At 70.4% G+C, this 24,170-nt stretch carries 28 protein-coding genes; 13 read left to right on the top strand and 15 right to left on the bottom strand.

Annotated elements, in window-relative coordinates; all coding sequences use genetic code 11:
- Positions 1-98: 98 nt before the first annotated feature.
- Genes ACP56T_RS02130 through ACP56T_RS02120 form a run of 3 tightly spaced genes read left to right on the top strand, consistent with a single transcriptional unit; the run spans position 99 to position 2,617 of the window.
- Positions 99-1,343: a divergent polysaccharide deacetylase family protein gene (locus ACP56T_RS02130; protein WP_430910447.1), complete on the top strand. Its 1,245-nt coding sequence runs from the start codon at positions 99-101 to the stop codon at positions 1,341-1,343.
- A 42-nt stretch (positions 1,344-1,385) separates the two neighbouring features.
- A complete protein-coding gene (locus ACP56T_RS02125; protein WP_430910446.1) occupies positions 1,386-1,931 on the top strand; it encodes an RNA pyrophosphohydrolase in 546 nt (181 codons plus the stop codon).
- A 29-nt stretch (positions 1,932-1,960) separates the two neighbouring features.
- Positions 1,961-2,617: a DUF2939 domain-containing protein gene (locus ACP56T_RS02120; protein WP_430910445.1), complete on the top strand. Its 657-nt coding sequence runs from the start codon at positions 1,961-1,963 to the stop codon at positions 2,615-2,617.
- Here ACP56T_RS02120 and ACP56T_RS02115 read toward each other — a convergent pair.
- From ACP56T_RS02115 to ACP56T_RS02105, 3 genes are all read right to left on the bottom strand, one after another.
- Positions 2,575-3,666, bottom strand: a complete 1,092-nt coding sequence (locus ACP56T_RS02115; protein ID WP_430910444.1) for an ROK family protein — start codon at positions 3,664-3,666, stop codon at positions 2,575-2,577. The two genes, ACP56T_RS02120 and ACP56T_RS02115, sit on opposite strands and share 43 nt — an antisense overlap.
- 46 nt (positions 3,667-3,712) lie before the next feature.
- Positions 3,713-4,072, bottom strand: coding sequence for a photosystem reaction center subunit H (locus ACP56T_RS02110; RefSeq protein ID WP_430910443.1), 360 nt, complete (start codon positions 4,070-4,072; stop codon positions 3,713-3,715).
- Positions 4,073-4,166: 94 nt separating this feature from the next.
- Entirely contained in the window at positions 4,167-4,589 is a 423-nt protein-coding gene (locus ACP56T_RS02105) for a response regulator (protein WP_430910442.1), read from the bottom strand.
- 207 nt (positions 4,590-4,796) lie between these two features.
- Between ACP56T_RS02105 and ACP56T_RS02100 the strand changes: the two genes are divergently transcribed.
- The 4 genes from ACP56T_RS02100 to ACP56T_RS02085 all read left to right on the top strand — a co-directional run bounded on the left by ACP56T_RS02100 (position 4,797) and on the right by ACP56T_RS02085 (position 8,489).
- The gene (locus ACP56T_RS02100) at positions 4,797-5,465 is read left to right on the top strand and encodes a YoaK family protein (RefSeq protein WP_430910441.1); all 669 of its coding nucleotides are present in this window, start codon (positions 4,797-4,799) and stop codon (positions 5,463-5,465) included.
- 33 nt (positions 5,466-5,498) lie between these two features.
- On the top strand, positions 5,499-6,509 hold the full coding sequence (locus ACP56T_RS02095; protein WP_430910440.1) for a WD40 repeat domain-containing protein: 1,011 nt from the start codon (positions 5,499-5,501) through the stop codon (positions 6,507-6,509).
- A gap of 69 nt (positions 6,510-6,578) precedes the next feature.
- Positions 6,579-7,112, top strand: a complete 534-nt coding sequence (locus ACP56T_RS02090) for a DUF2937 family protein (RefSeq protein WP_430910439.1) — start codon at positions 6,579-6,581, stop codon at positions 7,110-7,112.
- A 135-nt stretch (positions 7,113-7,247) separates the two neighbouring features.
- Positions 7,248-8,489 (top strand): peptide ABC transporter permease, encoded by a 1,242-nt coding sequence (locus ACP56T_RS02085; RefSeq protein ID WP_430910438.1) that lies wholly within the window; start codon positions 7,248-7,250, stop codon positions 8,487-8,489.
- On the opposite strand, the gene ACP56T_RS02080 is transcribed toward ACP56T_RS02085, so the two are convergent.
- From ACP56T_RS02080 to argB, 3 genes are all read right to left on the bottom strand, one after another.
- Positions 8,486-8,929, bottom strand: coding sequence for a metallopeptidase family protein (locus tag ACP56T_RS02080; protein WP_430910437.1), 444 nt, complete (start codon positions 8,927-8,929; stop codon positions 8,486-8,488). The two genes, ACP56T_RS02085 and ACP56T_RS02080, sit on opposite strands and share 4 nt — an antisense overlap.
- A gap of 17 nt (positions 8,930-8,946) precedes the next feature.
- Positions 8,947-9,678, bottom strand: a complete 732-nt coding sequence (locus tag ACP56T_RS02075) for a pyrimidine 5'-nucleotidase (RefSeq protein ID WP_430910436.1) — start codon at positions 9,676-9,678, stop codon at positions 8,947-8,949.
- Positions 9,679-9,794: 116 nt separating this feature from the next.
- Complete coding sequence (gene argB / locus ACP56T_RS02070) at positions 9,795-10,688, bottom strand: acetylglutamate kinase (protein WP_430910435.1); 894 nt, start codon at positions 10,686-10,688, stop codon at positions 9,795-9,797.
- 178 nt (positions 10,689-10,866) lie between these two features.
- Here argB and ACP56T_RS02065 point away from each other — a divergent pair, with 178 nt between their 5' ends.
- A complete protein-coding gene (locus ACP56T_RS02065; protein ID WP_430910434.1) occupies positions 10,867-11,076 on the top strand; it encodes a hypothetical protein in 210 nt (69 codons plus the stop codon).
- 206 nt (positions 11,077-11,282) lie between these two features.
- Positions 11,283-11,531 carry a hypothetical protein gene (locus ACP56T_RS02060; protein ID WP_430910433.1) on the top strand — a complete coding sequence of 83 codons (249 nt, stop codon included), beginning with the start codon at positions 11,283-11,285 and terminating at the stop codon, positions 11,529-11,531.
- Positions 11,532-11,558: 27 nt separating this feature from the next.
- Here the strand turns inward: ACP56T_RS02060 and ACP56T_RS02055 are convergent, their stop codons facing one another.
- A complete protein-coding gene (locus ACP56T_RS02055; RefSeq protein WP_430910432.1) occupies positions 11,559-12,338 on the bottom strand; it encodes an MOSC domain-containing protein in 780 nt (259 codons plus the stop codon).
- Positions 12,339-12,562: 224 nt separating this feature from the next.
- On the opposite strand from ACP56T_RS02055, the gene clpB reads away from it, so the two are divergent.
- Together clpB and ACP56T_RS02045 are read left to right on the top strand one after the other, a co-directional pair.
- Positions 12,563-15,193, top strand: coding sequence for an ATP-dependent chaperone ClpB (gene clpB / locus ACP56T_RS02050; protein ID WP_430910431.1), 2,631 nt, complete (start codon positions 12,563-12,565; stop codon positions 15,191-15,193).
- 74 nt (positions 15,194-15,267) lie between these two features.
- Entirely contained in the window at positions 15,268-15,939 is a 672-nt protein-coding gene (locus tag ACP56T_RS02045; protein ID WP_430910430.1) for a metallophosphoesterase family protein, read from the top strand.
- 8 nt (positions 15,940-15,947) lie between these two features.
- Here the strand turns inward: ACP56T_RS02045 and ACP56T_RS02040 are convergent, their stop codons facing one another.
- Positions 15,948-16,514, bottom strand: a complete 567-nt coding sequence (locus ACP56T_RS02040) for a sugar O-acetyltransferase (protein WP_430910429.1) — start codon at positions 16,512-16,514, stop codon at positions 15,948-15,950.
- 150 nt (positions 16,515-16,664) lie between these two features.
- Here ACP56T_RS02040 and ACP56T_RS02035 point away from each other — a divergent pair, with 150 nt between their 5' ends.
- Positions 16,665-18,131 carry a short-chain fatty acid transporter gene (locus ACP56T_RS02035; RefSeq protein ID WP_430910428.1) on the top strand — a complete coding sequence of 489 codons (1,467 nt, stop codon included), beginning with the start codon at positions 16,665-16,667 and terminating at the stop codon, positions 18,129-18,131.
- 53 nt (positions 18,132-18,184) lie between these two features.
- The gene (locus ACP56T_RS02030) at positions 18,185-18,763 is read left to right on the top strand and encodes a carboxymuconolactone decarboxylase family protein (protein ID WP_430910427.1); all 579 of its coding nucleotides are present in this window, start codon (positions 18,185-18,187) and stop codon (positions 18,761-18,763) included.
- Here the strand turns inward: ACP56T_RS02030 and ACP56T_RS02025 are convergent.
- From ACP56T_RS02025 to ACP56T_RS01995, 7 genes are all read right to left on the bottom strand, one after another.
- Positions 18,756-19,130: a DUF423 domain-containing protein gene (locus ACP56T_RS02025; protein ID WP_430910426.1), complete on the bottom strand. Its 375-nt coding sequence runs from the start codon at positions 19,128-19,130 to the stop codon at positions 18,756-18,758. The genes ACP56T_RS02030 and ACP56T_RS02025 overlap by 8 nt on opposite strands.
- Positions 19,127-19,780, bottom strand: a complete 654-nt coding sequence (gene yihA / locus ACP56T_RS02020; RefSeq protein ID WP_430910425.1) for a ribosome biogenesis GTP-binding protein YihA/YsxC — start codon at positions 19,778-19,780, stop codon at positions 19,127-19,129. The genes ACP56T_RS02025 and yihA overlap by 4 nt, the downstream gene beginning before the upstream one ends.
- A gap of 28 nt (positions 19,781-19,808) precedes the next feature.
- The gene (yidC, locus tag ACP56T_RS02015; RefSeq protein WP_430910424.1) at positions 19,809-21,656 is read right to left on the bottom strand and encodes a membrane protein insertase YidC; all 1,848 of its coding nucleotides are present in this window, start codon (positions 21,654-21,656) and stop codon (positions 19,809-19,811) included.
- Positions 21,646-22,131: a ribonuclease P protein component gene (rnpA, locus tag ACP56T_RS02010; RefSeq protein WP_430910423.1), complete on the bottom strand. Its 486-nt coding sequence runs from the start codon at positions 22,129-22,131 to the stop codon at positions 21,646-21,648. The genes yidC and rnpA overlap by 11 nt, the downstream gene beginning before the upstream one ends.
- Before the next feature lie 130 nt (positions 22,132-22,261).
- Complete coding sequence (gene rpmH / locus ACP56T_RS02005) at positions 22,262-22,396, bottom strand: 50S ribosomal protein L34 (RefSeq protein ID WP_012253788.1); 135 nt, start codon at positions 22,394-22,396, stop codon at positions 22,262-22,264.
- Positions 22,397-22,582: 186 nt separating this feature from the next.
- Positions 22,583-23,128 (bottom strand): adenine phosphoribosyltransferase, encoded by a 546-nt coding sequence (locus ACP56T_RS02000; protein WP_430910422.1) that lies wholly within the window; start codon positions 23,126-23,128, stop codon positions 22,583-22,585.
- Positions 23,129-23,230: 102 nt separating this feature from the next.
- On the bottom strand, positions 23,231-24,025 hold the full coding sequence (locus ACP56T_RS01995; protein WP_430910421.1) for an inositol monophosphatase family protein: 795 nt from the start codon (positions 24,023-24,025) through the stop codon (positions 23,231-23,233).
- Positions 24,026-24,170 lie beyond the last annotated feature (145 nt).

Here is a 24,170-nt window from a genome sequence, read left to right as displayed (position 1 = left end):
GCCGATCTTAGCGAAAGATTAACCATGACGGCCCGCAATGGCGTCACGGGCGGCCGCGCGATCTCGCGCCTCGGGTCGGCCCGCCGACCGAGGACGCGGTGAGCGAGCCCGCCGACGACATCCTGACGCGCCCCCTCGGAGTGGCGCCCCCCCCGGAACCCGGCCTGAAGGGACGGATCGCGCGCCTGCGCCGGATCGCGGCCCAGCCGCGCGCGCAGGCGGGCGCCATCGCCGGCGCGCTCGTCCTGTCCATCGCCCTCCTGTTCCTGCTCGGCGATCCGCAGGGCGGCGAACCGCGCGTCGTCGTCGCCGTCACCCTGCGCGAGACCGCGCCGGCGGCGGCTCCGCGCGAGACGGTCGCGGAGGCTCCTGCGGCGGCCGAGGGCGCGCCCGCGGCGGAGGCGCCATCGGCCCAGCGCAGCGCCGAGGAGGTCGAGACCGCCTCCGGCGTGACCGTGGTGCGCCCGACCGGCACCACCGCGCCGAGCGAGGCGGTGGTCATCCGCGTGCCGAGCGCGCCCCTGCGCCTTGCCGCCGCCCCCGATGCGCGCCTGACCGAACGCGGACGCCATGGCGCGATCCCGAAGATGGGCGAGGGCCGTATCCGCCCCCTCGACATCTATGCCCGGCCCGAGGAGGACGGGACCGGCCCGCGCATCGCCATCGTCGTTTCCGGCGTCGGGATCGGGCAGGCCGCGACCGCGCGGGCCATTGCCCTGCCGCCGGCCGTGACGCTGGCCTTCGCCCCCTACGGCGCCGATGTGGAGCGCGCCGCCGCCCGCGCCCGCGAGGCCGGACACGAGGTGATGCTCCAGGCCCCGATGGAGCCCTTCGACTATCCCGACAGCGACCCCGGCCCGCAGACCCTGCTGAGCGGTCTCAGGCCCCCCGAGAACATCGACCGCCTCGGCTGGCTGATGAGCCGGTTTCCCGGCTTCACCGGCATCGTGAACTTCATGGGGGGCAAGCTGATGAGCGATCCCGGCGCGCTCGAGCCGGTGATGCGCGAGATCGGCGCGCGGGGCCTCGGCTTCATCGACGACGGCACAACGCCGCGCTCCCAGGCGGTGGCGCTGGCCGCCCGCACCAAGACTCCCGCCGCCCGCGCCGAGATCGTGCTCGACGCGGTGCCGCGCCCGGACAGCATCGATCGCGAGCTGGCGCGGCTGGAGGCGATGGCGCGCGCGAAGGGATTCGTTCTGGCCTCGGCCAGCGCGCTGCCGCTCACCGTCGACCGCATCAACCGCTGGGCGAAGGATCTCGATGCGCGGGGCGTGCGCCTCGTCCCCGCCAGCGCGGTCCTGCGCAAGCAGCCGCTGGGGCGCCTCTCCAAGGCCGAGTAGTGCCGTTGCGGCGGGGCGACCCGCTCCCTATGGTCGCGCCCGATGACGAACCAGACCCCGCCCGCCGATTCCGGCCTGCCCTATCGGCCCTGCGTCGGGATAACCTTGGTCGACCGCGCGGGCCGCGTCTTCGTCGGCCGGCGGCGGCGGGAGGCGGGTCCCGAGCATGTCGCCGGGCCCTATTCCTGGCAGATGCCGCAGGGGGGGATCGACCCTGGCGAGGACCCGCGCCGGGCCGCCATCCGCGAGCTCTACGAGGAGACGAACGTCGCGGAGGGCTCGCTGCGCTTCCTCGGCGAGACCCCCGGCTGGCTCGCCTACGACCTGCCGCCCGAGATCATCAAGCAGGCCTGGAAGGGCCGCTACCGGGGCCAGGAGCAGAAATGGTTCGCCTTCGGCTTCCTGGGCTCCGACGACGAGATCGACGTGGTCCGGCCGGGCGGGGGTGCCCACAAGTCCGAGTTCGAGGCGTGGCGCTGGGAGCCCTTCGAGGGGCTTAGCCGGCTGATCGTGCCCTTCAAGCGGCCCGTCTACGAGGCGGTGGTGACGGCGTTCGCCCCCTTCGCATCCTGGCGGGGCGGCGCGTGAGCGCGCTCCTGCGCGCCTGAGGCCGGACGATGCGCTGGTGGACCCTGCCCGTCCTCGCGATCCTAGGCTGGTTCGTCTACACGCTGACGCCGTTCTACGCGCTCTACGACCTCGCCCGCGCGGTGCAGGCGCATGACGTCGAGGCGGTGGACCGGCGGGTCAATTTCCGCACGCTGCGCCTGTCCATCGTCCGCCAGATGACGGCGACCGCCCGCAGCGCCATCGCCGCCGATCCGAGCCTCGATTCCCGCGAGCGTCAGCGCCTGAACGACGCGGCCCTCGGCATCTCGCTCGCGCTGGCCGAATCGATGGTGACGCCCAAGACCGTGACCGATCTCCTCGACGACGGCTGGCCGCAAGGGGTGGAAGGCGCCAAACCGGACAAGGCCGGGCGCGGGGGCTTGAGGATCGACGGTCTCGGGCGGCTGCTCGCCTATTATCTCGCCTCCGAGATGCGGGGCTTCCGCACCGTCGTGATGATCGTGCCGCCGGACGCGGCGCGGGCCGACCAGCTCCGCGTCCGCATGCGGCTGCGCGGCTCGGTCTGGCGGCTGATCGACATCGAGGTGACGGAGGCCCTGCGCGAGCGCGTCGCCCAGAAGCTCGCCAAGGCGCTGGCCAGGGTCCGCGGCGGCGACCGCGCTCAGCCCCCGGACTTGGGTGAATCCTTGGGCGGCTCCCGGTAGCTGAAGCGGGCGTTGCCGAGCCCGGTGCCGATGGTGAGCACCCCCCAGCTCTCGTAGTCGCCCATGTTGGGCACTTCGCTGAGGCCCTGCACCACCGCGTCGTTGTGCATCAGCACCATGGTCTCGTGGCCGCCGATGCTCGGGATCGCCTCGGCGAGGCTCGTCGGCAGGTGGAAGCGGCTGCTTTCCCAGTTGCCCGGCAGGTTCTGGCCGCCGCGCGCGATGGAGCCGTCGCTCTCGATGACGCCAGGGCAGCCGACCCCGATGAAGGGCGCGAGCTTGAGCCGCGAGCGCTCGGCCCGCTCGATCAGCTCGCGCAGCATCCGGGCGAGGCGCTCCACCGCCTCGTCGCGGGAAGGCGCCGGCTCCTCGTTGCGGTGCCGCCAGAGCTGCGAGCGCCAGACGGTGGCCCGCGAGAGGTCGGGCGCGCGCTTGCGGTTGGTCACGAGCACCCCGGCGCGGATGTTGCTGCCGCCGATATCCACGGCGAGCAGGCTGTCGTAGCCGGCAAATATCCAGGCGGGCGCCAGATGCGCGGCGCCGATCAGCCCGGCCTCGTCGGGGTGGTTGCGGATCGGGCGCAAGGTCACGTCGAGGCCGTTCGCCCGCAGGATCACCGAGGCGCGGCCGATGGCGAAGCGGCCCGCCTTGCTGTCGCTGAAGCCGCCGCCGACGACGATGGCGCGGGTCTCCTTCCACTCCTTCTGGCGCAGGAAGCGGCGCACCACGGTGGCGAGCTCCTGCGCGAACTCCTCCACCGCGCCGAGCACCACCCCGGAGGCCAGCGGATCGTCGGAAAGCATGAAGCGGTCGAGGCGCTTCTTGCCGAGGTCGCGGCTCGGGGCATCGCCCAGGGGATCGTCGCCGAGCTGGCGCAGCTTCTCGCGCCCGTCCTCCAGGAGGTCGCGGAAGGCGCCCTTCGAGACCCGGTCCCCGATGAAGCCGTCCTCGTTCGACAATTCGACATTGTAGTCGTCGACGGTGACGGAGGGCAGCTCGCGCCCCGCGTGGACGATGGGATTCTGCCCGTTGCCGTTGCCGTCCGCCATCTGCGAGGGATCCTTTCCCGGAGGCGCGGGAGCGCGCCCTGCCCGGCTACTTAGGGGAGGGGGCGGCGCTCGGCACCGGGGGCTTGGGCTCGCGGGCGCGGGCGACGCTCTCGGCCTTGTCCTCGTCGGTGTCGCCGCCCTGCTCGATGGCCTTGTCCGGGTTGGCGACGAGCCCCTTCACGATGGCCATGAGGCGCTCGCATTCGGGCTCGTGCTTGTAGGCGTCGAGCACGATGGCCGCGTCGCGGAGCGTCCGCAGATCGCGCACGGTCTGTGCATTGGCGCTCTCGCGCAGCTCTCCCTTGGCGGCGATGGCCTCCTCGAGGCCGGCGCCTGTCACGTCGCAGGCGGCCGTTGCGGGGGAGGCGAGGACGAGGGCGCAGAGGATCGGCAGGATGACGCGCATGGCGAGACTCTCCGGCGGCCCGATGCGGCCGCGTCAGGCGGGTTCGAGCGGAGGGGATTCCGCTCCGCGCGACGACAACGCAGGGAGCGGGGATTCAGGCGTGGTGGGGATGGCTGCGGCGCAGGAGATCGTTCGTGAGGTCGACGAGCTCGCTCGGGCGGTAGGGCTTCGGCACGAAGACCGAGCGCGAGACCGCGTCCTCGCCCGAAAGGGCGGCACGGCCCCCGGAGGTGTAGACCACGGGCAGGTCGGGCAGGCGGCGGCGCGCGACGCGGGCCAGCGCGATGCCGTTGGTGTTCCGGGCGAGGTCGATATCGGTGAACAGCAGGTCGACGCTCTCTCGGTCGAGGATGGCCTCGGCCTCCTCGGCGTCGGCGGCGGTGAGGACCCGGTAGCCCTCGTCGAGCAGGGCCTCGGCGGCGAGCTCGCAGACGAAGCTCTCGTCCTCGACGACGAGGACGGTTTCGCAGCGATCGAGAAAGGCGGGATAGGCGAGGGCGAAGGCGGACGCGGTCATGGACGCAACTCCAACACACCCGGCGGGGGACGACGGTCCCGATGCCGGATCGCTCGACCAACGGGGCCGCTCGTGCCGGTGTTCGCCCTGGTTCATTCGAATTGCTCGGGTTTGGTGAGCGAAGCCTTAACCCTGCCCATCCGGGATGAACGGAGCGCCAGGAATGGTTAACGAAGCGTTAGCGCCGGCCGGCGGCATTGCGATTTCATGAACCGGCGCTGGCAGTTGGCCTTCGGCCTCGCGCTCACGGGGCTTGCCGGATACGTCGACGCGCTGGGCTTCATCAGGCTCGGCGGCCTGTACACGTCGTTCATGAGCGGCAACACGACCCAGCTCTCCGTCGCGCTGGGGCAGGGGGCCTTCGCGCACGCGGTGCTGCCTGGAACGCTGCTGCTCACCTTCGCGCTGGGCGCCATCCTCGGCGGGGGGCTCTCGGCGCTGACGCCCCCGCGCTTCAAGACCATGACGCTGCTCGCCTTCGAGACCCTGCTTCTCCTCGCCGCGCTCAGCATGGGCCTGTCGGCGCCCGACCACGCCGTCGCCTCGCTGTTCATGGCGCTGGCGATGGGGATGCAGAACGCGGTCCTCGCGCAGGTGCAGGGGTTTCGCGCGGGCGCCACCTTCGTCACCGGAGCGCTGTTCAGCTTCGGCCAGAAATTCGCCCAGGCGCTCGCCGGGCGCGGGTCGGCCTACGGCTGGGTCGGCGACGGCGCCGTCTGGCTCGCGCTGACGGTCGGCGCCTTCCTCGGGGCATTGGCCTATGGGGCCTTCGCGCTCTATGCCCTGGTCGGGCCGGCCGTGCTGGCCGCGATCCTCGCGGTGGTCGCGGGCGTCTTCGCGGCGGTCGACCGGCCCGTCCTGTCGAGCACGCCGTGAGTCCGGCTTAGAGCGTTACGAAGGCAAGTCCGCATGAGTTCGAGCCAGCCCTCCCTCACCCAGCATGTCGCGCCGCTGGAGGCGGGCGCGCATGTGACGGCCGCCCACTGGATGGGCGGGGTCCTGGCCCTGGCGCTCGGCGACGGCAGCGTGGTGCTGTCCCGCGACGCCGCCCCGCCGCTGCGCGTGGCGGCCCACCCGGAGGCGGGCATCCTCGTGGCCGCCGGCGACGGCACCCGCATCGTCACTGGGGGCGACGACGGGCGCGTGGTCTCCGTGGCGGCCGACGGCACCGCGACCGAGCTCGCCGCCGCCAAGGGGGGCGCCTGGATCGACGCGCTGGCCGTCCACCCGGATGGCGGCTTCGCCTTCTCCGCCGGTCGCAACGTCGTCGCGCACGACGCCAAGGGCCGCGAGCGGGTGCTGGCCGCTCCGTCCACGGCGCGGGGGCTCGCCTTCGCGCCGAAAGGCTACCGGCTGGCGGTCTCGCATTACAACGGCGCCAGCCTCTGGTTCCCCAACCACGAGGGCGCCCCCGAATTCGTGGAGTGGAAGGGCTCGCATATCGACGTGACCTGGTCGCCGGACGGGCGCTTCGTCATCACGACCATGCAGGAGAACTCGCTCCACGGCTGGCGCCTCCAGCCGGACAAGGGGCACATGCGCATGTCGGGCTATCCGGCCAAGGTGCGCTCCGTGTCCTGGTCGGCGGACGGCAAGTGGCTCGCCACCAGCGGCGCCGAGGCCGCCATCGTCTGGCCCTTCGATTCGAAGGAGGGGCCCATGGGCAAGGCCCCGCGCGAATGCGGGGTGCGCCCGGCCCGCGTCTCGCGGGTGGCGTTCCACCCGAAGGCGCCGGTGCTGGCCATGGGCTACGAGGACGGCTGCATCCTGCTGGTGCGCTTCACCGACGCCTCCGAGCTGCTCGTCCGGCCGGCGACGAAGGGCGGGCCGATCACGGCGCTCGCCTGGGACGGGCGCGGCGCCCGGCTCGCCTTCGGCTGCGCGGAAGGGGCCGCCGGCCTGCTGACGCTCCCCGCCTGAGGAGGGGCCTGGAACCATCGGCGCGGACATGCTCTTTTCGCAGGCAGCTCGAGAGGAGACCCCGCCCGCGTGTTCCGTGTCGTCCGCACCTTCGGCCTCGCCCTGGCCCTTCTCGGCGGCATCATCGCCGCGCAGGGGCCGGAATTCGCGCAGCAATACGCCCAGCGCCTCGGCGGCGCCGTGGACGAGCTACGCCGGCAGATCGCGACGCTCGATTCGGACGCCAGGGCCACCGGCAATACCCGCGACGGGGCCGTGGACCGGCTGCGCACCAACCCGGACGCCCTCGTCGCCCGGCGCGGCGAGGCGGTGCGGGGCGACATCGAGCGGCTCGGCCGGCTCGAAGGCCAGCAGAAGGCGCTTGCCGAGGCGTCGAGCCCGCTCGGGCGCGTCGTCGCCATGGCGCGCGATCCCGACGTGCCGGTGGCCCGCGCGGCCTATCGCGACTACTCCCCGGCGGTGCCGACCACCACGGACGGGTTCGTCGCGGGGCTGCTCGGCTTCCTCGCCACCTGGGGCGGCTGGCGCCTGCTCTCCGACGCCGGCCGGCGCATCGGCCGCCGCCGCCCGGCCGCGCGCCCGAGCGAGACGACCGCCGTCTGAGCTTTCCCACGGCCGCCCCGTGTGAGAGCATGTGTTGCCTCGGGTCTACAGCCCCGTGCCGGGGGCTCGACTAGAGGGGTAGGCGGGAGCGCGGATGCAGGCCGTCGCGCCGGCCCGCCCAGCACTGGTCCCGAGATGGCGCGCGCGTCCAACCCCACCGTCGACCCGGCGCTCGATGCGGCGGCCCTGCTGCGCCGCGTCGGCTTCTTCGGGCTGTTCGTGGTGCTGCCCGTGGTGGCGCAGGTCGCCCGCCGCGCCGCCGTGATCCTCGCCCCCATCGCCGTGATCCTGCTCGTCATCGCGAGCGCCATCGACGGGCGCCAGCGGCCCCTGCGGCCGGCCCTGCTCGGGATGCTGCGCTCCCCGGCCTTCCTCGCCGGGCTGCTGGTGATCCTGTGGTCGGCGCTGTCGCTGGCCTGGACGCCGTTTCCGGGACAGGCGCTGGAGCGGCTGCTCAACGTCGTCGCGACCATCGTGCTGACGCTGCTCGCCTATCTCTCGCTGCCCGACCGGATGCGCTCGGCCAATCTCTATCTGCTGCCGCTCGGCGTCACGGCGGCGGCCATCGTCGCCATCGGCCTCGGCCTGTTCGGCGACACCCTGCTCCAGGGCGCGCCCGACGACGACAACGCGCTCGATCGCGGCCTCGTGCTGCTGGCGCTGCTTGTCTGGCCCTCGGTGGCCTGGCTGCGCTCGCGCCACCGCGACCTCGAGGCGCTGGCCATCGCCGTGCTCGTGGCCGGAGCCCTCTTCGCCTCGCCGGGCTCGACGCAGATCCTGGCGCTCGCCATGGGCGCCTTCGCCTTCGCCGTGACCACGCTGCGCCCGTCCGTCGGCGTCGGGCTCACGGCCGGGTTCATGGGCGGCATCCTGGCGCTGGCGCCGATCCTGCCCTTCATCGGCCGGCCGATCCTGGCGGCGGTGATGGGGCCGGTGGCTCCCGCCGTGCTCTCGCTGAAGGCGTGGCAGAAGGTCGTGACCACGGAGCCGGTGCGGCTCATCACCGGCCACGGTTTCGAGACGGCGCTGCGCGGGCGCTTCGTCGGGCTGGTGCCGATGAACGCGCCGTCGACGATGTTCTTCGAGTTCTGGTACGAGCTCGGCATCGTCGGCGCCTTCGCGGCGGCCTTCGCGCTGTTCGTCTCGATACGTCGCTGCGGCAAGGACGTGCCGCTCGTGGTGCCGGGCGCCATCGCCGCCTTCGCCACCGCCTACACCATCGCCGGCATCGGCGTCGGGCTGACGGTGATGTGGTGGCTGACGAGCCTCGCCGTCACGGTGCTGGTCTTCGTCACCGTCGAGCGTGGCCAGTTCCGCACCCGCCGGCCCAAGATCAGCCTGCGCCGCCGGCTCCGCGACGAGCCACCGGCCTCCTAGCTCTCCGCCGCCGCCTCGATGGCCTCCATGTCGGCGTCCGACAGGCCGAAATGGTGGCCGATCTCGTGGACGAGGACGTGGGTGACGAGGTGCCCCAGCGTCTCGTCGTGCTCGGCCCAGTAGTCGAGCAGCGGGCGCCGGTAGAGCCAGACGGCGTTCGGCATCTGGCCGGTGGCGACCTCGCCCGCCTGCGCCAGCCCGACGCCGCGAAACAGCCCGAGCAGGTCGAACTCGCTCTCGCACTCCATCTCGGCGAGCGTCTCCTCGTCGGGGAAGTCGTCGACATGGATGCGCACGCCCCCGCAGAGCCGGCGGAAGCCCTCGGGCAGCGCGTCGAAGGCGGCAAAGGCCAGCGCCTCGATCTCGGCGAGGCTCGGCGCCCGCGCCTCCGCCCAGCGCTCCTGCGGGTTCTCGCTCACGCGGCCGTCTTCCCCGCTCACGCGGCCATGTTCCCCGCTCACGCGGCCTTGGCCGGCAGCACCCGGTCCGAGAGGAAGCCGGCGAGGTCGTTGGTGATGTGGTCGATATGGGGCTCCCGCACCGCCTCCTGCTCGAACGCCTCGCGGAACGGGTCGACGGTGCGCGGCACCACCAGCACCGTGGCCATGCCGAGATCGTGCGGCACCACGAGGTTCCTGGCGATGTCCTCGAACAGCGCCGAGCGTCGCGGATCGACCCCGTGCCGGTCGAGGAAGCGCTCGTAGGTGGAGCGGTCGGGCTTGGGGACGAAGTCGGCGGCGGCGATGTCGAACACGTCCTCGAAATGGTCGAGGATGCCGAGCTTGCCCGCCACGTTCTCCGCGTGCCGGCGCGAGCCGTTGGTGAGGATCAGCTTGCGGCCCGGCAGCCGCTCGATCGCCGCGCCCAGCGCCGGATCGAGGGTGATGGTCGAGTGGTCGATGTCGTGGGCGAAGTCGAGGAAGTCGTGCGGGTCGATGGCCGCCTCCACCATCAGCGCCTTCAGGGTGGTGCCGTAGCGGTGGTAGAAATGCTTTTGCAGGGCGCGGGCCGACAGGCCGTCGAGCCCGTAGAGGCGCATCACGTAGAGGGTGATGCGCTCGTCCACCTGCGGCCACACCCGCGCCTCGCTCGGATAGAGCGTGTTGTCGAGGTCGAACACCCAGGTGTCCACCTGCCCGAATCCGCGGGCATCCTCGGCGGTGATGTGGCTTTCGCCCGGCAGGAACACGGGTCTGGCAATCTCGCGCGATGCGGCCGGAATGGCCTTGGCGACACTATCAGTCGGCGATCGCTGCGGCGAAGTTAAGGACGCGGCGGCTACGTAGGCCCCCGCGTCCCTTTGGATCAGCCGCGCCGGATGAGCGTGCCGGCGCCGTAGTCGGTGAACAGCTCCAGCAGCACCGCGTGGTTGACCTTGCCGTCGAGGATGACGACGGCCTCGACGCCCTGGTCGAGGGCGTAGATGCAGGTCTCGACCTTGGGGATCATGCCCCCCGTGATGGTGCCGTCGGCGATGAGGCGCCGGCAATCCTCGACGGACAGCTCCGGGATCAGCTTCTTGTTCTTGTCGAGGACGCCGGGGACATCGGTGAGCAGCAGCAGGCGCTTGGCCCGCAGCGCGCCCGCGATAGAGCCGGCGAAGGTGTCGGCGTTGACGTTGTAGGTCTTGCCATCCTCGCCATAGGCGACGGGGGCGAGCACCGGGATCAGCTCCGCCTTCAGCACCGCGTCGAGCACGCCGCGCTCGACATGCTCCGGCTCGCCGACGAGGCCGAGATCGAGCTCGGTCTCGATCCGGCTCTCCGGGTCCACGACGGTCTTGGTGGCGCGCTTGGCGCGGACCATGTTGCCGTCCTTGCCGCACAGGCCGATGGCGCGGCCGCCCTCGGCGGAGATCCAGCCGACGATCTGCTTGTTGATCGAGCCGGCGAGCACCATCTCGACCACCTCGACGGTGGCCTCGTCCGTGACGCGCAGCCCCCCCCGGAACTCGGACTGGATGCCGAGCCGGTCGAGCATCCTGCCGATCTGCGGGCCGCCGCCATGCACGACGATGGGCTTGAGGCCGGACTGTTCCAGCAGCACCACGTCCTCGGCGAAATCCTCGGCCGCCGCGGCGTTGCCCATGGCGTGGCCGCCATACTTGATGACCACGATCTCCTGGTCGTAGCGCTGCATGTGCGGCAGCGCCTGGGACAGGATCTCGGCGCGCACATGCACGTTCGGGAGGTCGTTCATCGGGCTCCTCCGGGAGGCGCCCCCGCGCGGGCTCTGCGAGGGCGGACGCGGGCGGGCTTCTACATGAGGTCGGGCGCCCTGCGAAGCCACTCTTCGGTTAAACGCTTCGATGCGGCCGGTAACCGGGCGTTAACCAAGACGCGAAATTCTGGGCCCGTTACCACGGGGCTCGAAACCGATGTTCAACGCCGATCTCTTCGTCAGCCGTCCGACCCTGGTGAACCCCTCGACCCGCTCCGCCGCCCTGGATGGCCTGCGCGCCAAGGCCGCCTCCGAGGCCCAGCTCTGGCAGCTTCTGACCCAGAGCTACACCGTCGATCTCGACGCCGTCGCCAAGCTGATGCCCGCACAGGATCCCGAGCCGGTCTGGCTCGCCGCGCGCGGCTGAATTCCGCACGGGCGGCGGAGGCAACCTGAAGCGTTGCCCGCGCGCCACGCAACCGGGGGCCTATCGGCGCGCGGGATGAATTGGCACAGCGCGTGCTACATCTTTCCAGAAGACTACGGGGGAAACGTCCAGGCAAAAATCACGCGGTCGCTCTCACGCCGGAGCACCCCCGCGGACCTTGTCAACACTCGTGCAAGAGGTCCGTCATGCCTGAACTGCTTTCCGTCGCGCTCGTCTGCGCCGGCACCTTGCTGGCCAAGGACTGCTCCCGCGACACAGCCCTCGACATCATCGTCGCGCCGGTCCGCACCCCGATGGAGTGCATGATGCACGCCCAGACGGCCGCGGCTGCCGCGGGCCTTCCCGGCGGCGACCAGCGCTACCTCAAGATCACCTGCGAGCGCCGCCACGCCGAGGTCGCCCCGCTGATCACCGCCGGCCGCGACGCGTCCTGATCCGCGACGGGGCCGCCCCGGCCGCTCTCACGCGGCCAGCGCGAGCCCGTCGCCGACCTTGATCGAGCCGCCGACGATCACCTCGGCATAGATGCCGCAGTCGCGATGTCCGAGCCGGGCGTCGATGGCGCGCGGGATGTCGAGATCGCGGATGCCGCTGACGGGATCGACATTGGTCGCGGCGCAGCGCTGCGTGCGTTGGGTCAGCTTCAGGCGCAGGCCGTCCGGCCCCTCGAGCACGCGGCCGGAGAGGTTCAGCTCGGCGAAGGGCTCCAGCCCCTCGACGTAGAGATTCGCGCGGAAGCGCAGCGGGTCCACCGGCATGCCGGTGAACGCCTCGACGGCGCGCACGCTGGCGAGATTGATGAGCGAGACGAAGCCGATCGGCGAATCGGTGAAGCGGTATTGCGGGGGCGCCTCCAGCACCCTCGGCTCGCCGCGCAGCGATTGCGGCAGCACCCGGCGCATCAGGTCCTCGACGGCCGCACGCCCCTCCGGCGTGCCGAGATCGGCCTCGAGCGGCGCGCCCTCGCCCGTGTCGATGGTGAGCGTGCGGGTGGCGTCGTCGTAGCGGGTGCGCAGCCGCGCCAGCGCCTCGTCGCGCATCAGCATCAGGTATTTCACCTTTGGCTGGTGGATCGGCGCGACGGCGTTGAAGCCGGACGGCCCGTTCTCGATGGCGTAGAGCCGGTCCCCCGGAAAATAGCCGCTCAGCTCCAGGGCGGCGCTGTCCAGCGGCTCCGGACTGAGACCCTTCACGGGGTAGCGGTAGAGCGCCGAGAGGCGGATGGTGCTGGGCATCGACATGGCCCCAGGATGTGCCAGATTCGTGCCGCCGGACAAGCGCCGCCGTGCCGCATCCAAAGCCCCAGGCCAGCCCTTGTGGTGCGGATTTGCAACACTACATTCGCAGTACCGGCGGCCATGGGGCGCCGGGGTCCCTGCGGGCGTGAGAGCCTGGGGGGCGTCGTCTCGACGAGCCCGCGCCGGTCTTCTGGGCGGCCCGTCGTCGGAACGGGAGGTCCAGACACGTGAATTTCGACAAATACACCGAGCGCGCCCGAGGCTTCGTCCAGGCCGCGCAGAATCTCGCGGCCCGCGAGGGTCATCCGCAGTTGCAGCCGGGGCATCTCCTCAAGGTGCTGCTCGACGATCCCGAGGGCCTGTGCGCGGGCCTCATCGACGGGGCCGGCGGCCAGTCCCGCGTGGCGCTGGCGCAGGTCGAATCCTGGCTCGCCAAGCAGCCCAAGGTCTCCGGCAACGCCGCCTCGCCCCAGGCGACGCGCGATCTCGTGCGCCTGTTCGACACCGCCGAGAAGGCGGCCGAGAAGGCCGGCGATTCCTACGTGACCGTGGAGCGGCTTCTTCTCGCGCTCAGCGTCGAGAAGGACACCGAGGCCGGCCGCGCGCTCACCGCCGCCGGGGTGACGCCCGCCTCGCTCAACGCGGCCATCAACGCCCTGCGCAAGGGCCGCACCGCCGACAACGCGTCCGCCGAGAACGCCTACGACGCCCTGAAGAAATACGCCCGCGACCTCACCGAGGCGGCCCGCGAGGGCAAGCTCGATCCGGTCATCGGCCGCGACGAGGAGATCCGCCGCACCATCCAGGTGCTGTCCCGGCGCACCAAGAACAACCCTGTCCTCATCGGCGAGCCTGGCGTCGGCAAGACCGCCATCGTCGAGGGCCTGGCGCTGCGCATCGTCAACGGCGACGTGCCGGAATCCCTTCGCGAGAAGAAGCTGCTGGCGCTCGACCTCGGCGCGCTCATCGCGGGGGCGAAGTATCGCGGCGAGTTCGAGGAGAGGCTGAAGGGCGTGCTCTCCGAGGTCACGGCGGCGGAGGGAGGCATCATCCTGTTCATCGACGAGATGCACACCCTCGTCGGCGCCGGAAAGGCCGATGGCGCCATGGACGCCTCGAACCTCTTGAAGCCCGCGCTGGCGCGCGGGGAGCTGCACTGCGTCGGCGCCACCACGCTCGACGAGTACCGCAAGCATGTCGAGAAGGACGCAGCCCTCGCCCGCCGCTTCCAGCCGGTCTTCGTGTCCGAGCCGACCGTCGAGGATACGGTCTCGATCCTGCGCGGCCTCAAGGAGAAGTACGAGCAGCACCACGGCGTGCGCATCCAGGATTCGGCCCTGGTGGCGGCGGCGACGCTCTCGAACCGCTACATCACCGACCGTTTCCTGCCCGACAAGGCCATCGATCTGATGGACGAGGCGGGCTCGCGCCTGCGCATGCAGGTCGATTCCAAGCCCGAGGAGCTCGACAACGTCGACCGCGAGATCGTGCGGCTGAAGATCGAGGGCGAGGCGCTCAAGAAGGAGACCGATTCCGCCTCCCGCGACCGTCTCGCGCGGCTGGAGAAGGAGCTCGCCGACCTTGAGGAGCAGTCCGCCACCATCACCGCCCGCTGGAAGGCGGAGAAAGACAAGCTCGGCGCCGCCGCCGAGTTGAAGAAGAAGCTCGACGAGGCCCGCACCGATCTCGCCAACGCGCAGCGCCAGGGCCAGTACCAGCGCGCGGGCGAGCTCGCCTACGGCGTGATTCCGGGCCTGGAGAAGCAGCTCGCCGAGATCGAGGCGAAGGCGGACTCCGCCGTCGCCCGCGACGGCATGGTCGAGGAGGCGGTGACGCCGGCCCATATCGCGGGGGTCGTCTCGCGCTGGACCGGCGTGCCCGTCGACAAGATGCTGGAGGGCGAGCGCGAGAAGCTGCTTGCCATGGAGGAGGCGCTCGCCAAGCGCGTCGTCGGCCAGCGGGAGGCGGTGGAGGCGGTGGCCACCGCCGTGCGCCGCGCGCGGGCCGGGTTGCAGGACCCGAACCGGCCGATCGGCTCGTTCATGTTCCTCGGTCCCACCGGCGTCGGCAAGACCGAGCTGACCAAGGCATTGGCCGGCTATCTGTTCGACGACGACACGGCGCTCGTGCGCATCGACATGTCGGAATATATGGAGAAGCACGCGGTCGCCCGGCTCATCGGCGCGCCGCCCGGCTATGTCGGCTACGAGGAGGGCGGGGCGCTCACCGAGGCCGTGCGGCGCAGGCCCTATCAGGTGGTGCTGTTCGACGAGGTCGAGAAGGCTCACCCGGACGTGTTCAACGTCCTCCTCCAGGTGCTCGACGACGGGCGCCTGACGGACGGGCAGGGCCGTACGGTCGACTTCCGCAACACGCTCCTCATCATGACCTCGAATCTCGGGGCCGAGTATCTGGTCAACCAGCCGGAGGGCCAGGACACGGACGCCGTGCGCGAGGAGGTGATGGGGGTGGTGCGTTCGCATTTCCGGCCGGAGTTCCTGAACCGGGTCGACGAGATCATCCTCTTCCACCGCCTCAAGCGGAGCGAGATGGGCGCCATCGTCGACATCCAGATGCAGCGGCTGAGGAAGCTCCTGGAGGATCGCAAGATTGTCCTCGACGTCGAGCCGGACGCCCGCGACTGGCTCGCCGACAAGGGCTACGACCCGGCCTACGGCGCGCGCCCCCTGAAGCGCGTGATCCAGAAGACCGTGCAGGACCCGCTCGCCGAGGCCCTGCTCTCCGGGCGCATCCATGACGGCGAGACGGTGCCGGTGCATCTCGGGCCCATGGGCCTGATGATCGGCGACACCGCCGTCGAGGCCGCTCGCCGGCCTTCGGATGCGACCCTGAACTGAGGCGTCACGGCCCCGGTGGACACGCCTCCACCGGGGCTTTCCTTCGCGCCCGCCCCCGCCGACATTGCTCCCCGATGACGAACGGTCTCACCTACGCCGTCGGCGACATCCACGGATGCGCCGGCCTGCTCGAACGGCTGCTCGCCCGCATCGAGGATCACGCCGCCGGCGAGCCCCATGCCCTCGTCTTCCTCGGCGACTATATCGACCGCGGGCCGGACAGCGCGGGCGTCATCCGGCTCCTGCGCACGCTCCAGTGGCGCGATCCCGAGCGCGTCACCTGCCTGATGGGCAACCACGAGGCCCTGCTGCTCGCGGCCCTGCGCGAGCCTGGCGGCATGGATCGCTGGTGCATGAGCGGCGGCGAGGAGACCCTGCGCTCCTTCGGGGTGCACGAGGCCGCCGCCATTCCGGGGGAGGTGCTGGACTGGGTCGAGGCGCTGCCCACGGTCCATTCAGACGCCCGGCGCTGGTACGTGCATGCCGGCTTCCGCCCCGGCCAGGAGGCGCCGGACCCGGATATCCATACCCGGCTCTGGATCCGCGAGCCCTTTCTGTCCGAGGATCACGATTTCGGCCGCCACGTCGTCCACGGACACACCCCGCAGAAGCGCGGCCGGCCGGACATTCGGGCGCATCGCACCAATCTCGACACGGCGGCGGTCTACGGAGGCGCGCTCACGGCGGGCGTCTTCGACGGGAGCCGGGGGCCCGCGCGGGACTTCCTGAGCGTCCGCGCGGATTAGGCTCGCGCTCACACGGCGATCGTCCTCGGCGTCAGCGGCCGGGCCGGGTTGCCGGCTACCGTGGTTCCGGCGGGAACGCTGCGGGTGACGACGCTGCCGCCGCCGACGATGGCGTCGTCGCCGATGGTGACGCCCGGCAGGATCATCGCGCCGCCGCCGATCCAGACGTTCCTGCCGATCACGACCGGCAGCCCCATTTCGAGCCCCGCCCGGCGCTGGCCGGGATCGCGCGGATGGTCGGCGGCGATGATCTGGACGGCGGGCCCGATCTGGGTGCCGTCCCCGATCGTGACCTCGCAGACGTCGAGCACCACGCAGTTGAAGTTGAGGAAGACGTTCCGTCCGACACTGATGTTGAAGCCGAAATCGCAGAAGAACGGCGGCCGGATCACGCAGCCCTCGCCCGCATGGCGGAAATGGCTCGCGAGCAGCGCGTGGCGCTCGGCGCGCGGGGCGTCGAGCGCCGCGTTGTAGCGCGCCATCCAGGATTTGTTGGCCGCGATGTCGCCCTGGATCTCGGGATCGCCCGGATCGTAGAGTTCGCCCGCGAGCATCTTCTGCTTCTCTGTCCGCATCGTCCCTCCCGGCGCTTTCCCTGTCGACAAGGTTTCAACCGGCGCCCGCTGCACGCTTCTGCCGCCAGATAGGGCTTGAGCGCGGCGTGTCCCGCGGTTCAATGAACGGGCGAGCGCGGGCGCAGACCCGCCGACCGAGGAACGTCTTCGATGCAGCCATCGTCCCCCGGCCCGGACGGCGCGACGCCGGTCCGGAAGCCCTCCGAGATCCATCGCGAGGGCAGGCTCGCCCAACTCGGCATCGGCTTCACGAACTGGGCCGAGCGCTGGTTCCCGGACGCCTTCATCTTCGTCGCCATCGCCGTGGTGATCGTGGCGCTCGGCGCGCTCGCCAACGGGGCTCCGGCGCCCGCCATCGCCAAGAGCTTCGGCGACGGGTTCTGGAGCCTGATCCCGTTCACCATGCAGATGGCCTTCGTTACCATCGGCGGCTACGTGGTGGCGACCTCCCCACCCGTGCAGGCGCTCATCGACAAGCTCGCCACGGTGCCGAAGACCGGGCGCGGCGCGGTCGGCTTCGTCGCGGCGGCGACCATGCTGTCCTCGTTCCTGAGCTGGGGCCTGAGCCTGATCTTCGGCGGCCTGCTCGCCCGCGCGCTCGCCCGCCGCACCGACCTCAAGATGGATTACCGCGCGGCGGGGGCGGCCGCCTATCTCGGCCTCGGGGCGACCTGGGCGATGGGCCTGTCCTCGTCCGCCGCCCAGCTTCAGGCGAACCCGAAGAGCCTGCCCCCGGCGCTGCTGCCGATCACCGGCGTGATCCCGTTCAGCGAGACGATCTTCCTCTGGCAGTCGATGCTGATCGCCCTGATCCTGTTCGTGATCTCCATCGTCATCGCCTACGCCTCTGCGCCCGGTGCCGGCACGGCGATGACGGCGGAGGATATGGGCGTGAACGTCGCCCGCGAGGAGCAGAAGACGCCGCGCCCGGAGCAGCCGGGCGAATGGCTGGAGCATTGGCCGATCCTGACGATCCTGCTCGTCGTCATCGCCGGCGGCTGGATCTACCAGGAATTCGCGCGGCAATCCTGGATCACCGCGATCTCGAACCTCAACACCTACAACCTGTTGTTCCTCACCGCCGGCATGCTGCTGCACTGGCGCCCGCGCCGCTTCCTGAACGCGGTGGCGAAATCGGTGCCGGCGGTGGCCGCAATCCTGATCCAGTTCCCGCTCTACGCGGCGATCAGCGCCATGCTGACGGGGGCCAAGAACGCCGCCGGAACCTCGCTCTCCGAGGTCATCACCCACGCCTTCGTCAGCCTCAACACCACGGGCAGCTTCCCGATCTCCATGGGCGTCTACTCGGCGGTGCTCGGCTTCTTCGTGCCTTCCGGCGGCGGCAAGTGGCTGCTGGAGGCGCCCTACGTGATGCAGGCGGCCAACGAGCTGCATGTCCATCTCGGCTGGGCGGTGATGGTCTACAATGCGGCCGAGGCGCTGCCGAACCTCATCAACCCGTTCTGGATGCTGCCGCTGCTCGGTATCCTCGGGCTGAAGGCCCGCGACATCGTCGGGTTCAGCTTCCTGCAACTGCTCATCCACCTGCCGGTGGTGCTGTTCCTGCTCTGGGCGCTCGCCTTCACCCTGACCTACCATCCCCCGGTGATGCCATGAGAGTCGCGCGATTCGTTGCTCCGCTCCTGGCGCTCGCTCTGTCGGGAGGGGCCATGGCCCAGGATGCCGCGAGGGACAGGCTCCCCGAGATACCGTCGGACAAGCTCACCGAGGCGCAGAAGAAGGCGTCCGAGGAGTTCCTCGCCGCGCGCAAGGTGCCCGTCTTCGGGCCCTTCGTGCCGCTGCTGCGCAGCCCCGAGTTCATGCTCACCGCGAGCAACATGGGGCTGTATCTGCGCTACAAGAGCGTGCTCCCGCTCAAGATCAGCGAGTTCGTCATCCTGCTGACGGCCCGCGAATGGAGCCAGCAGCTCGAATGGCACATCCACCAGCCCATCGCCGTGAAGGCGGGGCTCGATCCGGCCATCGTCGAGGCGGTGTCCGAGGGGCGCCGCCCCGACGCGATGCCCGAGGACGAGGCCCTGGCCTATGCCTTCTCGACGGAGCTCCACCGCAACAAGGCCGTCAGCGACAAGACCTACGCGGCGGTGGTGGCGCGCTTCGGGGAACAGGGCGCCATCGATATGGCGGGCATCAACGGCTACTACACGCTGCTGGCGATGACGCTCAACATGGCCCGCACGGCACTGCCCGCCGGCAGCAAGCCGCCGCTGCCCGACCTTCTCAAGTAGAGCGGGCCGGGACCAGGGCGGAGAGCGCGACGAGCAGCCAGCCGCCCATCAGGGCGAAGCCGCCGCTCGGCGCGGCGTAGGGGAAGAGCGCCGATTGGGTGAAGGCGCGCGTGGCGAGGTCGCCGGAGAACAGGGCGAGACCGGCGAGCACCGTCACGGCGGCGAGTCTCGCCGTCTTCCGGTTCAGGAAACCGCCGACGGCCAATGCCACGAGCCCCACGACGAGGGGCGCGTGAAACAACAAGAAATAAGCGGCGGTGCGCAGCGTCTCGCCGCCCTCGCGATGGGCCGCGGCGGCGCTCAGCGCCACGCCGAGGAGGCCGCAGAGACCCGCAAGCGCCAGCAGAACCCGGTCGACGGGCTTCACGCGCCGCGCTCGGCAAGCAGCCGGGCGATGCTGGTGCGCAGCTCGGCCACGCCCTGGTCGTCGCGGCTCGATGTCAGCAACACTTCCGGGTAGGCCGCCGGACGACGGGCCAGCGCCGCCTGGACGCCCTGGATGCGCGCCTCGGTCTCGGATTTCTTCAGCGCGTCGGCCTTGGTCAGCACCACCTGATAGCTGACGGCCGCCTTGTCGAGCCCGTCGAGCACGTCGGTGTCGATGCTCTTGAAGCCGTGGCGGGCGTCGATGAGCATGAACACACGGGCGAGGTTGGCGCGGCCCTTGAGATAGGCGTGGATCAGTTCCGTCCAGGCCGCGACCTTCTCCTTGCCCACCGCCGCGTAGCCGTAGCCCGGCATGTCGACCAGCGTCAGTCGCTCGCCGATCCTGAAGAAGTTGAGCTGCTGGGTGCGGCCGGGCGTGTGCGAGGTCCGCGCCAGGGTGTTGCGCCCCGTCAAAGCATTGACGAGGCTCGACTTGCCGACATTCGAGCGCCCGGCGAAGGCGATCTCGACGCCCTCCATGGGCGGCAGGCTGCCGAGCGAGGGCGAGGCGGCGACGAAATCCGCCGCGCCCGCGAAGAGCAGGCGCCCGGATTCGGCCAGAGCCGCGTCTTCTTCGCGTGCGTCAGTCATTCTGCGCGCCGGATCAGCTCTTGGCGGCTCAACTCTTGGCCGCGGCGTTCTTGTCCGAGCCGCGCTTGAAAGTGCCCTTGAGGTTGTCCCAGAGTTCCACCTTCACGCCGTTGCGGCGCATGATGATGTATTGCTGGATCACCGAGAGGGTGTTGTTCCAGGCCCAGTAGATCACCAGCCCGGCCGGGAACGAGCCCAGCATGAAGGTGAAGATGATCGGCATGAAGGTGAAGATCTGCGCCTGCACCGGATCGGGCGGGGCGGGGTTCATCTTCATCTGCACGAACATCGTCACGCCCATCACCAGCGGCCAGATGCCGAGATGCACGAAATCGGGCGCGGCGAAGGGCAGCAGGCCGAAGAGGTTCAGCACGCTCGTCGGATCCGGCGCGGCGAGATCCTGGATCCAGCCGAAGAACGGCGCGTGCCGCATCTCGATGGTGATGAACAGCACCTTGTAGAGCGCGAAGAAGACCGGGATCTGCACCAGCACCGGCCAGCAGCCGGCCACGGGATTGATCTTCTCCTTCTTGTAGAGCTCCATCATCGCCTGCTGCTGCTTCATCTTGTCGTCTTTGTACCGCTCCCGGATGGAGGTCATCTCGGGCTGCACGGCCTTCATCTTGGCCATGGAGACGTAGGAGCGGTTGGCGATCGGCAGGAAGAGCAGCTTCAGGCAGAAGGTCACAACCAGGATCGAGACACCGAAATTGCCGAGCAGGTGGTAGAAGAAGTCCAGCGCCCGGAACATCGGCTTGGTGATGAAGTAGAACCATCCCCAGTCGATCATCAGATCGAACTTCTTGATCCCGAGATCGCGCTCGTAGTTGTTGATGGTGTTGACCTCCTTCGCGCCGGCGAAGAGGTTCTGCGTGGACGACACGGTCGCGCCCGGCTCGACGGTGCGCGCATCGGCCCGCACGCTCGCCTGATAGACCTTGGTGGCGCCGTCCGTGCGCTCGGTGAAGGAGCCGGTATAAGGTACGTCCTGGGCGGGAATGGCGGCGGCGGCCCAGTACTTGTCGGTGATGCCCACGAAGCCGCCGGTGACGCCGTTCCAGGCCTTGCCCTTGGTCGCCGGGCCGCCGAAGACCGGCTCCTTGGCCAGCGCGTCGTAGGTGTATTCCTGGAGGCCGTCGCCGCCGAGGGCGCCGATCATACCCTCGTGCAGCACGTAGTAGCCCTGCGTATGCGGCTTCCCCCAGCGCGAGACGAGACCGTAGGGATAGAGCGTCACGGCTCCCGAGCCCTTGTTCTCGACCTCGTCGCGCACCGTGAACATGAACTTGTCGTCCACGGCGAGCAGGCGCTTGAACAGAAGGCCCTTGCCGTTGTCCCAGGTGAGCGTCACGGGCTTGCCCGGCGCCAGCACCTCGGAATCTGCCTTCCAAACGGTCTCGCCGTTGGGCAGCGGACCCGCATCGGCGCCGACCCAGCCGAACTCGGCGTAATAGGGCGTCGCCGTGCCGGTGGGCGAGAACAGCACGATGCGCGGGCTCTCGTCGCTGACGGTCTCGTGGTAGTTCTTGAGCGACACGTCGTCGATGCGGCCGCCCTTCAGGGCGATGCTGCCGGACAGCGCCGGCGTCTCGATGCGGATGCGGGCGGAGCGGGCCAGCGCCTCCTCGCGGGAGACGGGGCCGGCCGCCGTGGCAGGCACGGTGCCGGGCACGGGCGCGGCGGGGCCGCCCTCCTTCGGGCTCGGCGAGGGAATGCCGTCCGGAGCGACGCCGGGGCTCTGGGTCGCGGCCTGGTTCTGCGCGGCTGTCTGCTTCTGCGCCTCAACGCGGGGGGCGGCGACGAAGTAATTCCACCCGAGCAGCACGACCAGCGACAGCGCGATCGCCACGATCATGTTGGTCTTGTCATTGCCCATCGGGGGATCCGTCACACGGGTTCGGGAGGGGAGCGCCGGGCGCGAGACCGGGAGATGCGGTGCGCTCGCCGGCTTTGCGAGGCTTGCCGCCGCGCCGGGAGGAGGGCTTACGGTTCGGATCTTGCGGGCGCGTGACGATCGAGAGCGCGCGGGCGAGGTCGCCCTTCAGGGTCTCGAAATCCACCGACAGCGCGGGGCGCCGGGCCACCAGCACCACGTCGGCGGGAACCGTCGTCGGGGCGCCGGGGGCGACCGCCGAGACGGCGGCCCGAAGGCGGCGGCGGATGCGGTTGCGCTCCGTCGCGTGGCCGACCCGCTTGGTGATGGTGAAGCCGATCCGCAGACCGGCCGGAGCCGTCTCGTCCGATACCGGGCGCAACTGCCCCTGGACGGTCATGCGCTCGGTATGGAAGCGGCGCCCATCCGTCACGGCCAGGAACTCGGACCGCCGTCTCAGCCGTTCGATCGTCGACACTGCCGGTCCGATCCCATGGCTAAGACGAGGAGGGCGAGACGCCGAGGAGGGCTTGGGTTCACGCGCCGATCCGGCGGCTGTCTCGCGGGCGGCCAGCCACCCGTCCGACGACAGCCCGCCGGAGCTCCGGTCAGGCGGAGAGGCGCTTGCGGCCGTGGGCGCGGCGAGCCGCGATGACCTTGCGGCCGCCGGCGGTCGCCATGCGCGCACGGAAGCCGTGACGGCGCTTACGGACGAGCTTGCTGGGCTGATAGGTACGCTTCATGGGTCCTGCCTCCGATTGCCGAGGCAGCCTTGCGGGCGGCGGATGCCGCGCCCTGCAATCATGCGTCCTCGAAAGAGTGGTCTGCAAGCGCAAAGAGCGCCCGAACGGGGCGCCGCGTCGCAATGGGGCGGCTTATGGCGCAAGGGTCCGGGCAAGTCAACGATTCGACCGCCTCTCGCGCTCCGTTCAGTGGCCGTCGAACTCCATCAGCGTGCGCACGGTGACGCCGAGGTCGCGAAGCCGCGAGGCGCCCCCGATATCGGGCAGGTCGATGACGAAGCAGGCGGCGACCACATCGGCTCCGATCCGGCGCAGCAGGTTCACCGCCGCGATGGCCGTGCCGCCGGTGGCGATGAGGTCGTCGACGAGGAGCACCTTGTCGCCCGGCTTCACCGCGTCGACATGGATCTCGATCTCGTCGGTGCCGTATTCGAGCGCATAGGCCATGGAGACGGTCTTGTGGGGCAGCTTGCCCTTCTTGCGGATCGGCACGAAGCCCGACGAGAGCTGATGCGCCACCGCCCCGCCGAGGATGAAGCCCCGCGCCTCGATGCCGGCCACCTGGTCGATCCGCCCGCCCGCGAAGGGATGCACCAGCGAATCGACCGCGCGGCGGAAGCTGCGCGGATCGCTGAGGAGCGTGGTGATGTCGCGGAAGACGATGCCGGGCTTCGGGTAGTCCTCGATCGACCGGATCGAGTCCTTCAGCGCGTTGTGGCGGCGGGGTTCCATGGATGATCTGCCTTCATGATCCGCCGTCACGGGCGAAACGCGCGCGCTATTAAGCAGATGCGCGCACGCGAGGCCAGCCGGCCGGGTCTTCGCGCCCGTCCCTCAGGCATTCGCCTTGCGCAGGATGGCGACGAGCTCTCGGTGCAGCACCTCGTTGCCGCAGGCGATGGACCTCGCCGCCAGCGGCTCCGAGGCGCCGTCCGCCGAGGTGACGAAGCCGCCGGCCTCGCGCACCATGATGATGCCCGCCGCCATGTCCCAGGTCTTGAGGTCGCGCTCCCAGTAGACGTCGAGGCGCCCGCAGGCGACGGAGGCGAGGTCGAGGGCGGCCGAGCCGATGCGCCGCGTGCCGCCGGCCACCGCCATCACCGCGCCGAGCTCGCGCAGCAGCACCTGATGGCTGCCCTTGCCGAGATAGGGCGTGCCGTAGCCGGCCACCGCGTCGGTCATGTCGGTGCGGGCGGCGACGCGCAGCCGCCGGTTGTTCAGGTAGGCGCCCTTGCCGCGCTCGGCGACGAAGAGCTCGTCCTTGATCGGATCGTAGATCACGCCGGCCACGATCTGGCCCTCGCGCTCCAGCCCGATGGAGACGGCGAAATGCGGGATGCCGTGCAGGAAGTTGGTGGTGCCGTCGAGGGGGTCGACATGCCAGGTGTGGCTCTTGTCGGTGCCCTCGATCGTGCCCCCCTCCTCGAGGATCATGCCGTAGCCGGGGCGCGCCTTGAGCAGCGCGTCGCGCACCACCTCCTCGGCCTTGCGGTCGGCCGCCGAGACGAAGTCGCCGGGGCCCTTGCGGGAGACCTGGAGGTTCTCCACCTCGCCGAAATCGCGCTTCAGACCGCGCGCGGCCTTGCGCGCGGCATCGACCATCACGGTCATCAGGGGGGATGAGATCATCTCGGGTCCGGCTTGTCGGCTGTGTCTGCGATTGGCGCGGGGTTTAGCGCAAAGCGCGGACAAAGCGAGCCTCGGGCTGATTGGGCCCTCTGCATTCCGTGCAAGGGAGACTTCCCTCCCCCTTCTGCGGGGGATGGTGGGCCTC

The sequence above is a fragment of the Methylobacterium endophyticum genome, from assembly GCF_050591105.1.
Classification (GTDB): domain Bacteria; phylum Pseudomonadota; class Alphaproteobacteria; order Rhizobiales; family Beijerinckiaceae; genus Methylobacterium.
The sequence above is the reverse complement of the archived record's forward strand: the minus strand, read 5'-3'. Positions and strand labels throughout refer to the sequence as shown.

Excerpts from the sequence above, each read along its gene's own strand:
- rpmH (WP_012253788.1), bottom strand. The coding sequence starts at position 22,396 with ATGAAGCGTACCTATCAGCCCAGCAAGCTCGTCCGTAAGCGCCGTCAC.
- ACP56T_RS02030 (WP_430910427.1), top strand. The coding sequence starts at position 18,185 with ATGGCCCAGGATGCCGCGAGGGACAGGCTCCCCGAGATACCGTCGGAC.
- ACP56T_RS02100 (WP_430910441.1), top strand. The coding sequence starts at position 4,797 with ATGAACCGGCGCTGGCAGTTGGCCTTCGGCCTCGCGCTCACGGGGCTT.
- ACP56T_RS02040 (WP_430910429.1), bottom strand. The coding sequence starts at position 16,514 with ATGCGGACAGAGAAGCAGAAGATGCTCGCGGGCGAACTCTACGATCCG.
- ACP56T_RS02120 (WP_430910445.1), top strand. The coding sequence starts at position 1,961 with ATGCGCTGGTGGACCCTGCCCGTCCTCGCGATCCTAGGCTGGTTCGTC.
- ACP56T_RS02055 (WP_430910432.1), bottom strand. The coding sequence starts at position 12,338 with ATGTCGATGCCCAGCACCATCCGCCTCTCGGCGCTCTACCGCTACCCC.
- yidC (WP_430910424.1), bottom strand. The coding sequence starts at position 21,656 with ATGGGCAATGACAAGACCAACATGATCGTGGCGATCGCGCTGTCGCTG.
- ACP56T_RS02095 (WP_430910440.1), top strand. The coding sequence starts at position 5,499 with ATGAGTTCGAGCCAGCCCTCCCTCACCCAGCATGTCGCGCCGCTGGAG.
- ACP56T_RS02045 (WP_430910430.1), top strand. The coding sequence starts at position 15,268 with ATGACGAACGGTCTCACCTACGCCGTCGGCGACATCCACGGATGCGCC.
- ACP56T_RS02065 (WP_430910434.1), top strand. The coding sequence starts at position 10,867 with ATGTTCAACGCCGATCTCTTCGTCAGCCGTCCGACCCTGGTGAACCCC.
- ACP56T_RS02085 (WP_430910438.1), top strand. The coding sequence starts at position 7,248 with ATGGCGCGCGCGTCCAACCCCACCGTCGACCCGGCGCTCGATGCGGCG.
- ACP56T_RS02125 (WP_430910446.1), top strand. The coding sequence starts at position 1,386 with ATGACGAACCAGACCCCGCCCGCCGATTCCGGCCTGCCCTATCGGCCC.
- ACP56T_RS02035 (WP_430910428.1), top strand. The coding sequence starts at position 16,665 with ATGCAGCCATCGTCCCCCGGCCCGGACGGCGCGACGCCGGTCCGGAAG.
- ACP56T_RS02060 (WP_430910433.1), top strand. The coding sequence starts at position 11,283 with ATGCCTGAACTGCTTTCCGTCGCGCTCGTCTGCGCCGGCACCTTGCTG.
- ACP56T_RS02105 (WP_430910442.1), bottom strand. The coding sequence starts at position 4,589 with ATGACCGCGTCCGCCTTCGCCCTCGCCTATCCCGCCTTTCTCGATCGC.
- ACP56T_RS02110 (WP_430910443.1), bottom strand. The coding sequence starts at position 4,072 with ATGCGCGTCATCCTGCCGATCCTCTGCGCCCTCGTCCTCGCCTCCCCC.
- yihA (WP_430910425.1), bottom strand. The coding sequence starts at position 19,780 with ATGACTGACGCACGCGAAGAAGACGCGGCTCTGGCCGAATCCGGGCGC.
- ACP56T_RS02000 (WP_430910422.1), bottom strand. The coding sequence starts at position 23,128 with ATGGAACCCCGCCGCCACAACGCGCTGAAGGACTCGATCCGGTCGATC.
- argB (WP_430910435.1), bottom strand. The coding sequence starts at position 10,688 with ATGAACGACCTCCCGAACGTGCATGTGCGCGCCGAGATCCTGTCCCAG.
- ACP56T_RS02115 (WP_430910444.1), bottom strand. The coding sequence starts at position 3,666 with ATGGCGGACGGCAACGGCAACGGGCAGAATCCCATCGTCCACGCGGGG.
- ACP56T_RS01995 (WP_430910421.1), bottom strand. The coding sequence starts at position 24,025 with ATGATCTCATCCCCCCTGATGACCGTGATGGTCGATGCCGCGCGCAAG.